This window comes from Ruminobacter sp. RM87 (assembly GCF_000701925.1).
In the GTDB taxonomy this organism is placed as follows: domain Bacteria; phylum Pseudomonadota; class Gammaproteobacteria; order Enterobacterales; family Succinivibrionaceae; genus Ruminobacter; species Ruminobacter amylophilus.
The window spans coordinates 1-15,738 of record NZ_JNKD01000061.1; the positions used below are offsets into that span (position 1 = coordinate 1).

A 15,738-nucleotide genomic window follows, 5' to 3' on the forward strand; every position below is an offset into this window, starting at 1 on the left:
ACATCTCCAGGACAAATCAATATCAGCATCCCGCTGAATGGATAAAGCTTCTTCATCAGACCTGACAACAAGTCGGTTGTCTTCATAAAAGACAGAACAGTCTATATATTCAGGGTGTTGTTCAAGATAGGTTTTTCCCAATGAAACCTTTCCGTTATCGGTATTAAGTCTGCCTACATGAATACGTTTGGCGACACGTGACTGCTTTTTTACTGAATCCCATTTATTGTAGTAAGAGATGATGTAGGTTCTACCTTTTTTGTCTGTATAACTGGAGAAATTCCACTTGATGTCTGTTGAGTCTGTCATATAAATAGTCCATTAGATATATTATGGACTATGTTATACCCATAACGAAAAAAAATAAAGAGAATTTTTTAAAAACATGGGAATAAATGTGATATTTAATGGTTTTATGATGAGATTCGCCCTAGTTATAAACTAGGGCGTGCGGAGTTTAGGTTTAACGGCATTTTTATTTATATAAGGCTGACGGTTACTGTCACTGTGCATAACCGGAGAATTCATTGAAACAGAGAATGGAAAAGTATTTTCCTGAAGGCAAAAAAAAAATCCCTGTTAAGGGACTGTTCTGAACAATCTTAATTGGTACCCGAGGCGGGACTTGAACCCGCACGCCATTACGCACTACCACCTCAAGGTAGCGTGTCTACCAATTCCACCACCCGGGCACAATTAGATATTTTATTTTATACTCTTCATTGAGTTTGATGTCTGATGAATGGTACCCGAGGCGGGACTTGAACCCGCACGCCGCTAAGCACTACCACCTCAAGGTAGCGTGTCTACCAATTCCACCACCCGGGCATTCATCGGTATCAGAGGTTTACCCTCTAACGTTTAAGTGCGCTCATTATATCTAATGGGCGCACTCTTTACAACAACTATTTTAAAAATATAGTTAGTTTGCTTCTTTTGTGTTCACTATAGCCTTTTCAGCCTGATCAGCAGTAGTCTTAACATCTTCTTTTACACTGTTGATAACTTCTTTGGCCTTGTCACCAGCTTCACTTACGGCAGCCTTGGTTTCAGCAGCTGCAGTATTTACTGAATCCTTGGCAGCTTCAACACCGGCATTTACCTGATCTTTTGCTGAATCTACCGCTGACTTCACTTCATTCTTCGCAGATTCTGCTGATTCCTTTGCGGAATTAACAGCAGCATCAGTATTTTCCTTTACGGCGCTGACAGCAGCATCAGTGTTTTCCTTTACAGCGCTGACAGCAGCATCAGTGTTTTCCTTTACAGCGCTGACAGCAGCATCAGTGTTTTCCTTTACAGCATCAGCAGCTTCATTAACTGCTTCCTTGCTCTTGTCAGCAACATCAGACATTTCAGTCCTAACTTCTACAGGAGCACCGGCTGCTTCAGTCTTAACTTCTGCAGGAGTATCAGCAATCTTACTGAAATCATCAGCGTTTTCAGTTGAACGATGACTGTTCATGTAACCAAGGGCAATTGCCAGAATAAAGAACACGGCGGCAAGCCCCCAGGTGGTCTTCACGAAGAAGTTGGCACTGCCTGCGGAACCGAATAAAGTGTTAGAAGCACCGGCACCGAATGATGCCCCCATACTTGCTCCCTTTCCCTGCTGCATTAAAATAAAGGCAATCAATAATACAGAAACAATTAAAAAGAGAACTAAAAGAATCGCATACAAATAACTCATTACATCACCTCAGCTATAGCTGTTTTTGTGGCTTATTCTATCAAAGTATATAAGCTTTTCAAAATTTTTTTGTCCAATGTACCCAATCATACCTAAAAAAAGCTTATTCCCACTATCCGGGAATAAGCTTCTCCCACATTTATATGACTGTCTGAAAAAATTCTTCAGATTAGCTCTGACTCTGCTTAACAATTACATTGGCAATACTGCTGGCAAGTTCCTTCACCAGAGCTCCGTCTTCACCTTCAACCATTACACGCACCAGAGGTTCGGTTCCTGATTTTCTCAACAGAACACGGCCCTTGTTGCCGAGAATCTTTTCAGCCTTGGCCTTGGCTTCAAGAACTTCGCTGTCGGTAAGAGCATCAAAACCTGAAGAGAGACGAACGTTAACCAGTTCCTGAGGGAACAGCTTAACATCCTTATGAAGTTCACTTACAGGCACGTTATATTCACACATTGCTCTCAGAACCTGTAAGGCACTGATAATACCGTCGCCGGTAGTGGTGTGTCTTAAACTGATGATGTGACCTGAATTTTCACCGCCCAGTGACCAGCCGAGTTCAAGCAGCTTTTCCATAACATAGCGGTCACCGACCTTTGCTCTTTCAAACGGAATACCGAGTCTTCCGAGAGCCTGTTCAAAGCCGAGGTTTGACATCTGTGTACCAACCACGCCGCCGTTGAGTTTGTTGAATCTCTGCTGATATTCAGCAATGATGTACAGCAGAACGTCACCGTCGAGAACCTGTCCCTTTTCATCAACAATCAGAACACGGTCACCGTCACCGTCAAATGCGATACCGAAATCGGCCCTGGTTTCAAGAACCTTGAGAATAAGATTGTTAGGATGTGTTGAACCGTAGCCGTCATTTATATTAATACCGTTAGGAGTATTACCGATGGTGATCACACTGGCACCGAGTTCCTTGAATACCATGGTTGCAACCTGATATGTGGCGCCATGTGCACAGTCAAGAACAATCTTCTTGCCGTTCAGTGTATAGGTATTAGGGAAAGTACTCTTACAGAATTCAACGTAACGGCCGGGAGCATCATTTTTTCTGCTGGCCTTACCGAGTTCGGCAGCTTCAACCACGGTCATAGGCTGATCAATAAGGGCTTCAATCTGCAGCTCGATTTCATCAGGAAGTTTGGTACCGTCCTTGGAGAAGAACTTAATGCCGTTATCATAGAACGGATTGTGTGACGCACTGATTACCACACCAGCCTCTGCTCTGAACGCCTTTGTCAGGTAAGCAACTGCAGGAGTAGGCATTGGTCCCAGCAGAACGGAATCAACACCGGCCGCACTGAAACCTGCTTCAAGAGCAGCTTCGAGCATATAACCGGAAATACGGGTATCCTTACCGATAATAACCCTTTTGGTTCCCTTTTCTGACAGAACCTTACCGGCTGCCCAGCCTAATTTCATTGCGAATTCAGGTACTATAGGATATTCACCAACCTTGCCTCTTACACCGTCAGTACCAAAATATTTTCTATTCATTACTTCTGTTTCCTATTTTTAATAATTTTTCCAATCTGCAATAATTCTCTGAGCTTTGGTCCCCTGGTTTCAAAACGTTTCACATAATTCCAGCATTCCAAAGCCTGAACCGTCTCGGCCACGTCATGAACTCTTATAATCTTGGCTCCTTTGTTAACCGCATACATTGCGAGTGCCAGAGAGCCGGGGAGTCTTGCATTAACAGGAGCTTCAGTAAGCATTCCTATCATTGATTTACGTGAAAGACCTACAAGAATCGGATAACCGAAGCTGTTGAAGGTTTCCAGTCTGGCAAGAAGCTCATAATTCTGGTCCATGGTTTTACCGAAGCCGATACCCGGATCAATAATGATGTTCTGTTTTGAAATTCCCGCATTCAGGCAGGTGTGAAGCTTTCTGAACAGAAACTCTGAAATATCACCGAGAAGGTCCTTGTATTCAATATTGGTCTGCATGGTCTTTGGTTCACCAAGCATATGCATGATACATACGGGAGCATTCAGTTCCACACAGGTTTCAAGAGCACCCGGCATGCTCAGGGCTCTGATATCATTAATCAGATGACCGCCGGCATTGAAGGCTTCTTTCATTACTTCAGGCTTTGATGTATCCATGGATATGAAAACATTAAGTTCCTTAGCTATTTTCTCTACTACGGGAACCACTCTGTCAAGTTCCTCCTGAACGGAAACTTCAGCAGCTCCTGGACGGGTTGATTCACCGCCTACGTCAATAATATCAGCGCCTTCCTTTACAAGACGTTCGGCATGAGCCATCGCCTTATCAAGAGTATTATGTTCTCCGCCGTCAGAAAAGGAATCAGGAGTTACGTTTAAGATACCCATTACTCTCGGCTGATCCAGAGTAAGAGTTCTGTCATGCGCGGTTAACTTGTATATCATGGTAGTTCTCGGCTAATATCTGTAAAAACAATAAACCTTACCGCATTTTACCACAAAGGGCATAAATAGAAATTTTTACCGATATAAATACCACATGTGTCTGTCAACTTTAAAACCGATCTCAAATTTTAAGGTCTTTCGCGGCGTATCATGCGGTATTCCGACCTGGTCTATCTTCTGAATTTTTCAATCCAGCCAACCGCAAAATCGACCAGTTCTCTCTGACTCATGAAACGGAGTTCCGCATTACCGAGTACAGATTTCTGAACCTTATGATTCTTTTCGAAGTCGGTACCTATTCTTTCAAAATCCTCGCCGTCCACGAACAGTGTTTCATACTCCTTCCAGACTCTTGCGCCGTTTTCCATCACGGCACTGTATTCCGTACAGTTATGCTTTCCGGGATACCCGGCCCGTACATCGGCAAGATGCAGAGAAGTGTTCTTATCATAACCGACTCCGATAAGAAGGACCTTTGCATCAAGCTCATAGAGTCTGCCTATTGGTGATCCGTCCCCGAATATATTGGAAAGGTCATGATCTGACGTCAGATATTCCGCAAATTTGCCCCATGCAGCCACTGAACGAGCCGGATGATCACTGCGAAGTGTTCCCGGCCAGTTTCTGAACATTTCCGCAACCGCCCCCATGGTATTTGTCGGTGTTATCCTTTTATCATAGGCAGGCCAGTTATCCCTGATAATCTGCCAGTACTCTTCCGGGACTGTCCAGTGCACTCCGTCCGCTGGATCAAGATTCTTCCATGACTGAGTCGGCATCATAACCGTTCCTTCAGGACCTACTGTTTCAGTCAGAGCCTCGATTATTGTCTGAGCCCCGCCGCATACATAGCCGATACTGCTCATGGAGGTATGAACCATCAGAACCTGCCCCTTTGAAACTCCGGCCTGTTCCAGAGCCTCAGTTACATCTTTTTTAATTATCGGTCTCATTTTTTCCTCTTTCGTTGTTTATCGTTTAAGAATATCAGTCTTACTGATTATAATTTTATAATGCAGACAGCCTACAGATGCTCCACATCATTTCATTTCGTTTCCTCACCACTCGAAGTCAGCCCCTGTTTTCTTCCGATTCAGGCTCCGTCCTCTTCATAAGAATGTCATCATTAGCGTTCATGACGTCTGAACCGCTGTTCTGCCTGCTCAGAATTTCAGGCCATTTACGACACGCCTCCGTTTTCTTTACCACGGGATAATACTGCATTGAGGCCGGATAGTTATAATACCGCAGGCTTCAGGTCGTTGTATCACTTGGCGACAGTACCGCTTTCGGAATAATCATCGTTGAATCTGTGGTTGATACCATACCGCCAGGGCCAAAAGACTTATATAAACACCTTACTTTCAGGACATTATTATAAAACGGCAAAACTTACACAGAAACATTTTAAAACAAACATATTCAATGGATCTGTACTTTATTATGGACAGCAGAAAACCTAAATAATTTACCTACAGATATTTTCCTCCAAAAAAAAGGTCCTCACTTCTGAGGACCTTGCATTTCAGTTACGGAATAGCTTTAAAAGCTGTCCTGTGACGGCTTTGACGGTTTGTTCTGAGCTCCGTCCTGCTGCTGTTCCTGAGCAGGTTCTGCCTTAGGAGCGTCCCCGCCGTTACCGGATTCAGGGTTCTGAGGCTTGTCCTGATCGTCATTTCCGCTGTCAGCAGACTTGGAAGTGTTGTATCCGTCAGGTTCCCTTACAGGACGTCTTGCCATAAGATCATCAATCTGCTCTGAATCAATTGTTTCGTACTTGAGCAGAGCATCCTTCATAGCATGAAGAATATCCATATTGGTTTCAAGAATTGATTTTGCCCTGTCGTAATTCTTCTGCAGAATAGCTCTGATTTCATCATCAATAACATTCTGAGAATTATCTGACATGGCTCTTAATGAAGAAGAACTGTTACCAAGATAGTTTTCGGATTCCTCTCCTTCCAGAAGCTGAGGACCTACCTTCTTGCTCATACCCCATCTGATAACCATGTTGCGGGCCCAGTATGTGGCACGTTCAATATCATTTGAAGCACCGGTGGTCACATTATCCTCACCGAAAATCAGTTCTTCGGCTATGCGGCCGGCAAACAGAGTGGCGATGGAATCCTCAAGATAGCTTCTGGTATAGCTTAAGCGTTCATTTTCAGGAAGATACATGGTTACACCGAGAGCTCTGCTTCTAGGGATAATGGTAACCTTGTATACCGGATCAAAATCAGGAAGCATTCTGCCGACAATGGCATGACCTGATTCGTGGTATGCGGTATTGATCTTTTCCTTCTCGTTCATAACCTTTGAACGGAGTTCAGGACCCATAAGAAGTTTATCCTTGGCCAGTTCAAATTCAGCCTGGCTAACCAGATTCTTGTTCTTGCGTGCGGCTGCCAGAGCGGCTTCGTTAACAAGATTTGCCAGTTCCGCACCTGAGAAACCCGGTGTTCCGCGGGCAATCATCTTGATATCCACATCTTCGGCAATAGGAACATTGCGGGTATGAACCTTGAGAATCTGTTCTCTGCCCTTGATATCAGGCAGCCCAACGGTTACACGACGGTCAAAACGGCCAGGTCTCAGAAGAGCAGGATCCAGCACGTCAGGACGGTTGGTTGCGGCAATCACGATAACAGCTTCGTTACCTTCAAAACCATCCATTTCAACCAGCAGCTGATTCAGTGTCTGTTCACGTTCATCGTGACCGCCGCCGATACCGATACCTCTCTTTCTGCCCACGGCATCAATTTCGTCAATAAAGATAATGCACGGACACTTGGTCTTGGCCTTGGCAAACAGATCTCTTACACGTGATGCACCGACCCCCACAAACATTTCAACGAAGTCAGAACCGGAAATGGAGAAGAACGGTACTTTTGCTTCACCGGCAATGGCTTTTGCGAGCAGTGTCTTACCGGTACCTGGCTGACCTACAAGAAGCACGCCTCTTGGAATCTTACCGCCGAGCTTCTGGAATTTTCCAGGTTCTCTGAGGTAATCAACAAGTTCCTTCACTTCGTCCTTGGCTTCATCACAGCCTGCCACATCGGCAAAAGTGGTATGAACCTCATCTTCCCTGAATTCCTTGGCCTTGCTCTTGGAAAAGCTGAAAGCTCCCTTTCCGCCGCCCTGAGCAGAACGCATGAACCAGATCCATACGAAGATCAGAATGATCATCGGGAACCATGATACGAAAATACTTAACAGCAGACTTGGTTCTTCAGGGAGAACACCTGTTGTTTCAACCTTGTGTTCTTCAAGCTTTGGCAGAAGATCCTGGTCAATCATAGGCATGATGACCTTGAATTTCTCTCCGTTGGTACGGTAACCGGTAATGCTGCGTCCGTCAATCTTAACGGATCTTATCTGATTTGCAGCGATATCAGCCTTGAAAGCCACGTAATCACGCTTAGCAGAAGCATTCTCATTGACCTCATTGAATGATAAATAGCCATATCCTAAAACAATGGCAACAATAATCATCAGTATTAGATTTTTTTTCATTATTTGTTTTCCTTTTTTCAGGCAAAAAACTACCTGAAAATATCCTGATCTTCTACTTCACAGCCCTTGAAACCAAGACCTACGTAATATACTTCTCTGGATCTCAGTCGTGAGGCATCAGGTTTTCTTACCTTTACTTCCTTGAAGGATCTTCTTAAAAGCTTCAGATAATCTTCCGTTCCTTCACCGTTAAATACCTTAACCACAAAAGAACCGCCCGTTCTTAGTATTCGACGGCACATGTCATAGGCAAGTTCAACCAGATACATGGCTCTTGGCTGATCAACGTTTATATTTCCAGACATGTTAGGAGCCATATCGGAAAGTATTACATCAACCTTGTCATCACCTACTATCTCGAGCAGTTTATCAAGTACTTCCTGTTCCCTGAAATCACCGCAGAGGAAATCAACCCCGTTGATTGGAGTCATTGGAAGTATATCACAGGCAACCACACGCCCGTGCTCACCGACACAACCTATGGCATACTGTGACCAGCCCCCGGGAGCCGCACCCAAATCCACAACTTTGTATCCTTCCCTGATGATTCTGTCTCTTCCCTGAATTTCTTCAATTTTGAAACTGGCACGGGAACGAAGCCCTTTTTTATGAGCTTCCTGTACGTAGACATCATCAAAATGTTCTTTTAACCATCTTGTCTGACTGGCTGTTCGTTTCTTTTTTGTCATTATCGTTTATTTTTATAAATTACGGTTTTCAGATATTCCGGATTTCAAACCGAAGATATCATCCCTCCACTGTAAATTTTCTTAATATTCCACCTGTAAATCATATCATATTAACAAATTTATTCCATACAGCAAAATAACAACTTTCCGCATTTATCAATAATATGAAGCAATCCTAAAAGGTTGCGTCCTTAACCAGATACAGTACCGTATGACTGAGAGTTTTCAATTCTGCCGATTACAGGTGTCATCTCTTAAAATATGGGCTGAATGTCTGTTTTTCAAGAGAATATTATCTCATCCTCTAATGATTAAAAAATAACCGGGACTCACGCCCCGGTATGATTTCTATCTTATCAGAACTTCACTGAAGTTGCCCTTGCCTCCCCTGCTTCTGACTTCAATGAGTGTCGGAATCATATTACCGGAAACAATCTGCTCCACATGGGAAATTATGCCGATCTGCCGATCAGACTTGAGGCTTCTCAGGGAAATCAGAAGATTTTCCAGTCTTTCATTGTCCAGGGTATCAAATCCTTCATCGATAAACATGTTCTCAACCTTGATGTTTCCGGTTATCAGATCTGAAAGACCTAAAGCCATGCCAAGAGATATTCTGAATTTTTCCCCGCCGGACAGAGAACATATAGGTCTTTCCAGACCTCCCGTATCATGATCGATTACCACCAGTTCAAATTTGTTTTTATCCACAGCTTTTTCTGTTTCCAGATATATGACCTTTAGGGAATATCTGCCGGTAAAAGACATGATGTACTTATTTGCCATTTCAACCAGATAACCATAAGTTATGCGCTGTGCGTATCTGCCAAGGTTATGCTGGGTCCTGAACAATTCCATAAGACGGATTTCAACCTGATGATCCTTTTGGATTTTTTCTATCTGGGCATTGACATCACTGAGTTTTTTCTGATTTTCACGATCCGTCATCAGTTTAAACGCATGAGCATTCTTCTGCTGTTCAATGTTCCTGATATCCTCATTGAGCTTATTGTAGAAATCTTCATTTACAGTGACTTGCGGCAGAATAACGACTCCTTCAGGCAGACTGTTCTTCAGGCCGTTAACGGTATTCACATCCTGCTCTATCAGGCATCCGGCCTGTCCGATTTCCCTGTTTAATTTTTCTTCCATCTGTCTGATTTCATCTGTATTTTTCTTGGCAGCATTGTATTCATCCACCGAAATACCGCAGCCCTTTAAAGCATCTTCCACAGCTATGCCGTTATCAAGCAGCACCTTTCTGTACTTTTCCTCAGCTTCTGATATCGACTGTTCCTGAACCGCTTTCTCATTCTCCATTTTTTTCAGTAATGCGGCCGCCTTCTCCAGTGAAACCTGCTTGGATTTCAGTGAGGACTCTGCGCCGGTTACCTTTTCGGAAACGGCTGACTTTCTTTTATTCAGATCCGCTCTGACTTCCGCTGATGATTTACCGTCAAAAAGCTTTTTATGAGCTTCGGCAACATCATTGTTTCTTATAACGGCTTCAGACAGCTCTTTCTTACACTTTTCCATTCTGTCGTGATCTGTTTTCAGACTGCTTTCAGCATTCTGAACCTTAACGGAAACTATTTTCTTTTGTTCCTCAAGTTCCTCCTTTCTGGTACAGTATTCACTGATTGATGTAACTATTTCATCATATTTTCTTATGCCGTTTTCAGCTTCGCCGTAATCACCGAATGCGGAAAGCTCCTGCCAGGTTTTATATTCCGAAGATGCTTTCTTCGGAATTAACCTGTCTATATCGTCAGTTACTGACAGAATGACTTTTTCAGTATTCTGAATATCCTCACCCTTACCGTCAATCTCCTGCTGTTTCTTGACAATATTGTTTGAAATATCCATAACGGCTCTGCAGCATGAACTGAATTCATTTAATTTCCTGTCCGTTGCCCCCGCCTTTTCAATTATGTATGAATCATTGATTTCTGCAAAATTCCATTCAAAAACCCTGCTGTCTACGGACTTGTCAGCAACGGCAAGCACCTCGGAAGTCTCGTTTATGAATTTTTCAACGGCAAGAGCAAAATCTCTCAACAGAACCGTCACACCATTATCTCCGCAGGAACCGATGGACTGCATTACAGCTGCAAACCATTTATCCCTTAATAAACCTAATGAATCTTTTACGGTCTGTGACAGTATGTTGAAATTTTCAGTTTCCTTATCCAGCAGAGTTCTGTTCATCCTTCCGTCATTAAGTATACTTTCACACTTATGACGCTCCTCATCGATATGCTCCCTGCACTGCTGCACTTCTTTCAGCTTTTCTTCCCTCTGCTGTCTGTAAAGCTCCAGACTGTCCGCATGAAAAGCCTTAGGATGCTCCAGAGAACCGCACAGCGGACACTCTTCTCCCGGTCTGAGTTCTTTGGCAAGCTCGACTATTTTAATCTTTACGTCAATATTCTTGACTTCTCTGTTCAGCTCTTCCAGGGCTTTTTCCGCAAGTTTTATCGGAGATTTTTCTTTGTCATCGTAAAATGCATATTTTTTCCGTAAATCGATAACGATGCCGTGAGTTTTTTTAATTGATTCATACGAATTTCTGAGTTTTTCCTTATTTGAAGAAATCTGCTTCATTTCCACGTACAGTAATCTTCCCTGCTCAGACATATAGGAATTAATCACTTGCTCAATCAGACCAATCTTCCGGCAGTTATCCTGCTGATTTTCATCAAGAGACACCTCAAGTTTTTCGGCATGAGTCAGGATGTCAGATTTCATGTTCTTCAATATGTTTAAGTAATCCGCCAGTTCCTGCTTCTTTTTATGTAAATTGCCTTCATAACCGGCTAATTTCTTCTTTAACCTGTAGTAATCGGTAAGTTTTGACTTCTGTATTGCCCAGAAATCCTTCATATACTCAAATTTTTTGTTTGCATCGTAATCTTTATTAAGAGTCTGTAGTTCAGTGCTGATGACGGCCAGTTCATGATCCTGTCTATTCTTTTCCTTCAGGCTGTTCTTTTCGTCATTTTCGGCATTGACGAAGATCTTCTGCCTGTTCTGAACATCATTTTTCGCTTCTATCTGTACCTTTTCAAGCTTCTCGGCCTCCTGGATAAGTGGCAGCTTTTCAGTCTCTTCAACAATAATGGTCTTCAGCTCAGAATCATACCGCTCTTTTTCAGCCTTCAGTGCGGAGTGTTCCTGCTGTTCTCTCTGAATCTCTCTTTTTTGCTCTTCAATATTGTTTTCATGCTTTTTCAGAGTATCAACAGCATTCTTCAGATGCAGAAAATCATCACGGCATACAAGTGTTTTTTCATATAGACTGATGTTCATGTAATCAGTCTGAAGTTCTTCCTTTCTTTTTCCGATTCCTGCGATTTCCTCTTTTTTTGCGGCAATCAGAAGCTGTTGCTTCTGAATGTTTTTTCCGCATTCTTTAACACGATTCAGTTTTTCCTGAACTTCTTTTTTTTCCTGCAGTTCTTTTTCACACAGATGCATTTTTTCTTCTTCTTCAAACCGATCCTCATCAGTCATTAACCTGATGGAAGTCTTCACCACTTCCATTTCATTTGTCTGCTTTGACACTTCCTGCAGTCTGTTCTGTAACTGTTTATGGATCTGCTGATAAATTCCGGTTCCCGTCATCTTCTCAAGCAGTACGGTCTTTTCATCTGTATCCTGATTGAGAAATGCCATGAAATCCCCCTGAGGAAGGATAATGACCTTACTGAACTGTTCCCATGACAGCCCGATGTACTGTTCCGCTGCTTTTGAATAAGAATTTGGGTGTTCGGTATTCTGTACTTCATGATCTACAGTTCCGTCATCATGAAGAACCTGCATTAAGCAGTTAAAAGCCATATTCTTTTTAAGAGCCTTCTCACTACTGTTTCTTTTGGCCTTCTTTCTGTAAATCCTCACAAAGGCTCTGTAACGGATATTCTGCTGACCGATAAAATCAACCTCAGCAAAAGCTTCGTTTTTTCCTCTTGTCATGATGCTCGTTCCACCGGAAGCCTTGATGAACGAACCGTCACCGCATGGAATATATTTACCGCCTGAATCAGTACCTGAGCGCGGAGTAGAGGCATACAGAGCAAGACATACAGCATCAAGAATGGTACTTTTTCCGGCACCGGTGTTTCCGATAATCGCAAAAATCTTATCGGTAACCTGATGTTCAAAATCAATTTCAAAATTTTCAAGACTGGCCAGATTATGTCCTTTTACCTTTAAAATTTTCATTCTTAAAATCTCCGCTACTACTAATTGCCGGTATTCTGCTGTTCGGTTTTTACTTCTTCCACCAGTTCTTCAAGTACTTTTTTCATGTCATCAGGCAAATCAGCCTTCTCATCCCCGCAGCTCTCTCTGTACAGACGTGTAACCAGATCAAGAGGATCAAGGATATCCTTCAGGGAATGAATATCCCTGTTGAAATGTGAACTGTCATCTTTTCCCCTTTTACTTACCATAATCTTCATGTCACACAGACGAATCACGTTCTGTAATTCGTTCAGAGTGCTGTCGGCAAATTCACGTAAAGCGCCTATACTGCTAAATCTGGTATCATCCGGATCAAAACAGATGCTGAAACTGTAAAACGGTCTTATCTCCGGCTTAACCTCGGGAAGGCACTGAAGCTGCCTGATAACATCATCAAATTCTTTTTCAGAAATGCCTTCCTTTTCGGCATCAGCAGGATATCTCACGAGCTTTACGGCTCTGTCAAACACACGTTCGGTAACAGTCACCTCAAATGATTCACGGCGTACCGGCTCTGTTGACAGTTTGTCAGAAACGGACTGTTTTTTTGAGAAGGTAACCATATTGACGCCGTTTGCGTAATCAATTTCCCCGAAATTAATCGGGAAAGGAGAACCGCTGTACCAGATATTGTGAGAAACCTTCTGACGCAGATGAATATGTCCAAGTGCGGCATAATCAAACCCACTGTAAATACCAGTGCCTACGGCCTGTTGTCCGCCAATGTAATCCATGGATTTTTCCTCTTCCGCCTTTCTGATTTCAGAACTACTTACAAAACAGTGACCTGTGCATATTACCGGCACATTTTCAGCATCGGTATTGAATTTTTCCTTCACGTATCCTTTAAGATATTCAAGAGCCTGACAATGAACATAACGCATGCATTGTTCATAATTCATTCTGTCAACGGAATCAGGCATGGTAATTGTGCACAGTCTGGACATCGGAATATACGGGAAGGCCACGACAATCCCCTTCAGGATATCCTTATCCACAACAGGATATACTATTTTTTCAAAATCCACTGAACAGCTGTGCTGCTCTGGATCGTAAACTACGGGAAGTTCACCGATGATTCGCAGATGATCACAGAAGGATGTGTATATGCCTATGCTGTCCACCTTTCTTGAACTGTCATGGTTACCGGCAGTAATAACAACATGCATTTCAGGAAATTCAGCATGAAGCTCATTAATGACCCTTCCCAGAAATTTTTCTGAATCAACGGAAGGATTGGAACAGTCAAATATATCCCCTGAAAGCAGAAAAAGATCAGGCATTTCATCAGACAGCAGCTTAATGACATTTTCCTTCAGTGCGGCATATTCCGCACTTCTGTCATACTGATAAAGATATTTGCCGATATGCCAGTCCGAAGTATGCAGAACCTTTAAATTTTTACCCGCAATAATACTTTCATTCTTTACATTCTCGTTATTAACAGTCATTTTCAACTCAGCCTCTACTATCTTTAATCATCTTACGGGAACGGGGACGTGCTGCCGGTAATCAGCGACAGCCGGGGATAATCAGAATATTTATTATACACAAAACAAGATACCACTAAAAAATATATTTGTCATTATGTTTTTAACAACGGCATCAGAATTTCGATATGCATCACCTTATAATAAATCAGATTCCATAAACAGAAAACTCAAAAAAAAAAGCCGCTTCCACGGGATCTGGGAAACGGCAAAAAAACTGTATTCTAAAATCTGATATTACTTTGTTGAACCGAATCCGCCGGCACCTCTGGCTGTTTCGGAAAGCTCGTCAACAATTTCAATGCTTTCAACGGCAACCGGAACGATAAGGCTCTGAATGGCTCTTTCACCTCTCTTGAAAGTTATTTCCTTTCCTGCGGTATTGTCGCCCTGTTCATCAACAACAATGTGAGCAATCCATTCTCCGCGGTAATCCGAATCAATTACACCTACGGTATTGCGCAGACCAATCCCCTTGATACCTGCGCCTGAACGGGGTAACAGAAGTGCTACGTGTCCTGACGGAACTTCAGCCGCAAAGCCCAGATTAACAACGTTATCCCTGCCCACAACCAGAGTCACATCCTGCTGGAAATAAATATCCATGCCACCTGCAGACTCGGTTTTATACTCAGGTTTAATAAAATTCTCAACTAAAGGTTTAACTTTCATAATTTACACTCATATGTCGGAATACGGGAAAATTCTAAAAAGAACTCTCCGGTACTGTTTAAACTAACCGGGTCTATTATAGTCTATTTTGAGCCTAAAAATAACCGGTCTTAAAATTTCCCGTGTTTTCTGAACATCAGTTTTATCAGCGCAAATGTTGTATAAATATTCACACACCTCCCAAAAATCTGTATAATGCAGAAAATTTTGAAGGATGTATATTATGGAACTTACCACTAAACAGAAGCTTTATCTCAAGTCAAAGGCTCACGATCTCAAGCCGGTTGTAATGATTGGCCAGAAAGGAGTTACTGACAGCGTAATCGAAGAAATCAAGACTTCCATTGACCATCACGAACTGATTAAAGTTAAAATTGCCGGTCAGGAAAAGGAAGTAAGAGAAGCAGTGGCTGCAGAACTGGCAACCAGAGCCGACATGGCCATAGTACAGATTATGGGTAACAATGTTACTTTCTTTAAGCAGAAGAAAAAAGAAAGCAGTTACAGTCTGCCAAAGGCTTAATACGTAGAATTACTTGTTATTTACCTAAACTTTGTTGTAATTCATATGTTTAGGACACATAAGACCGAATTTCAAATAACGTGAGGTTCGGTCTTTCTATTTCTCGATTTCACTTAGGATAATATCCAGTTCGTCCAATGACTGTATGTTGTCGTCTTCGTCTGTTTCCTCTTCTTCTTTCGAGAGTTTTCCAAATATTTCCGTAGAAGGCATAGGAATGTCCAATGCTTCCATTATCCTTCTTTGAACACCGGTTACAGGAGTGTAATAACAACCTTCCCTGAATACCGTCTGTTCGATGGAATCTAGATTTGCCAGCAGTTTGTTATCTGAATCGTAAGGCATTTTCATGCCGTTGGCGGTTGCGTGCTTTACTCTTTGTCTGAACATCATTCCAATGGCACTGGCAAGGAACATTACAAAAGTCTTTCCTTCTGTTGTCTCATTCTTGGAGGTTCTATATCTGTTTCCTCCAATGGTCTGCTTGGCAATCCTGAACAG

12 protein-coding genes and 2 tRNA genes are annotated in these 15,738 nt (G+C 42.5%); 1 reads left to right on the forward strand and 13 read right to left on the reverse strand.

Annotated elements, in window-relative coordinates; genetic code table 11:
- From T489_RS0110195 to T489_RS0110260, 12 genes are all read right to left on the reverse strand, one after another.
- The coding region (locus T489_RS0110195) for a hypothetical protein (RefSeq protein ID WP_198020473.1) at positions 1-309 on the reverse strand (309 nt) is incomplete at its 3' end.
- A gap of 298 nt (positions 310-607) precedes the next feature.
- Positions 608-692, reverse strand: a tRNA-Leu gene (locus tag T489_RS0110200).
- 51 nt (positions 693-743) lie between these two features.
- Positions 744-828: transfer RNA gene (locus T489_RS0110205), tRNA-Leu, on the reverse strand.
- Between the two features lie 94 nt (positions 829-922).
- Positions 923-1,690, reverse strand: a complete 768-nt coding sequence (secG, locus tag T489_RS14425; RefSeq protein WP_051622019.1) for a preprotein translocase subunit SecG — start codon at positions 1,688-1,690, stop codon at positions 923-925.
- Between the two features lie 169 nt (positions 1,691-1,859).
- A complete protein-coding gene (gene glmM / locus T489_RS0110220; RefSeq protein ID WP_031579939.1) occupies positions 1,860-3,200 on the reverse strand; it encodes a phosphoglucosamine mutase in 1,341 nt (446 codons plus the stop codon).
- A complete protein-coding gene (folP, locus tag T489_RS0110225; protein WP_031579940.1) occupies positions 3,200-4,102 on the reverse strand; it encodes a dihydropteroate synthase in 903 nt (300 codons plus the stop codon). Before folP ends, glmM begins: the two co-directional genes overlap by 1 nt.
- A gap of 170 nt (positions 4,103-4,272) precedes the next feature.
- Positions 4,273-5,055, reverse strand: a complete 783-nt coding sequence (locus T489_RS0110230) for an AAC(3) family N-acetyltransferase (RefSeq protein ID WP_031579942.1) — start codon at positions 5,053-5,055, stop codon at positions 4,273-4,275.
- A gap of 589 nt (positions 5,056-5,644) precedes the next feature.
- Positions 5,645-7,618, reverse strand: a complete 1,974-nt coding sequence (gene ftsH, locus T489_RS0110240; RefSeq protein WP_031579943.1) for an ATP-dependent zinc metalloprotease FtsH — start codon at positions 7,616-7,618, stop codon at positions 5,645-5,647.
- A gap of 29 nt (positions 7,619-7,647) precedes the next feature.
- Positions 7,648-8,307 (reverse strand): 23S rRNA (uridine(2552)-2'-O)-methyltransferase RlmE, encoded by a 660-nt coding sequence (rlmE, locus tag T489_RS0110245; RefSeq protein ID WP_031579944.1) that lies wholly within the window; start codon positions 8,305-8,307, stop codon positions 7,648-7,650.
- 348 nt (positions 8,308-8,655) lie between these two features.
- Positions 8,656-12,531: an AAA family ATPase gene (locus T489_RS0110250; protein WP_031579945.1), complete on the reverse strand. Its 3,876-nt coding sequence runs from the start codon at positions 12,529-12,531 to the stop codon at positions 8,656-8,658.
- Between the two features lie 20 nt (positions 12,532-12,551).
- A complete protein-coding gene (locus T489_RS0110255) occupies positions 12,552-14,003 on the reverse strand; it encodes a metallophosphoesterase family protein (RefSeq protein WP_031579946.1) in 1,452 nt (483 codons plus the stop codon).
- A 276-nt stretch (positions 14,004-14,279) separates the two neighbouring features.
- Complete coding sequence (locus tag T489_RS0110260) at positions 14,280-14,714, reverse strand: dUTP diphosphatase (protein WP_031579948.1); 435 nt, start codon at positions 14,712-14,714, stop codon at positions 14,280-14,282.
- Between the two features lie 223 nt (positions 14,715-14,937).
- On the opposite strand from T489_RS0110260, the gene yhbY reads away from it, so the two are divergent.
- Positions 14,938-15,237 carry a ribosome assembly RNA-binding protein YhbY gene (yhbY, locus tag T489_RS0110265; protein ID WP_031579949.1) on the forward strand — a complete coding sequence of 100 codons (300 nt, stop codon included), beginning with the start codon at positions 14,938-14,940 and terminating at the stop codon, positions 15,235-15,237.
- A gap of 96 nt (positions 15,238-15,333) precedes the next feature.
- Here the strand turns inward: yhbY and T489_RS15245 are convergent.
- Positions 15,334-15,738: hypothetical protein (locus T489_RS15245; RefSeq protein ID WP_031579950.1), on the reverse strand; the 405-nt coding region annotated here is incomplete at its 5' end.

Coding starts and splice junctions, on each gene's coding strand:
- T489_RS0110260 (WP_031579948.1), bottom strand. CDS start 14,714: ATGAAAGTTAAACCTTTAGTTGAGAATTTTATTAAACCTGAGTATAAA.
- secG (WP_051622019.1), bottom strand. CDS start 1,690: ATGAGTTATTTGTATGCGATTCTTTTAGTTCTCTTTTTAATTGTTTCT.
- rlmE (WP_031579944.1), bottom strand. CDS start 8,307: ATGACAAAAAAGAAACGAACAGCCAGTCAGACAAGATGGTTAAAAGAA.
- glmM (WP_031579939.1), bottom strand. CDS start 3,200: ATGAATAGAAAATATTTTGGTACTGACGGTGTAAGAGGCAAGGTTGGT.
- ftsH (WP_031579943.1), bottom strand. CDS start 7,618: ATGAAAAAAAATCTAATACTGATGATTATTGTTGCCATTGTTTTAGGA.
- T489_RS0110230 (WP_031579942.1), bottom strand. CDS start 5,055: ATGAGACCGATAATTAAAAAAGATGTAACTGAGGCTCTGGAACAGGCC.
- T489_RS0110250 (WP_031579945.1), bottom strand. CDS start 12,531: ATGAAAATTTTAAAGGTAAAAGGACATAATCTGGCCAGTCTTGAAAAT.
- folP (WP_031579940.1), bottom strand. CDS start 4,102: ATGATATACAAGTTAACCGCGCATGACAGAACTCTTACTCTGGATCAG.
- yhbY (WP_031579949.1), top strand. CDS start 14,938: ATGGAACTTACCACTAAACAGAAGCTTTATCTCAAGTCAAAGGCTCAC.
- T489_RS0110255 (WP_031579946.1), bottom strand. CDS start 14,003: ATGACTGTTAATAACGAGAATGTAAAGAATGAAAGTATTATTGCGGGT.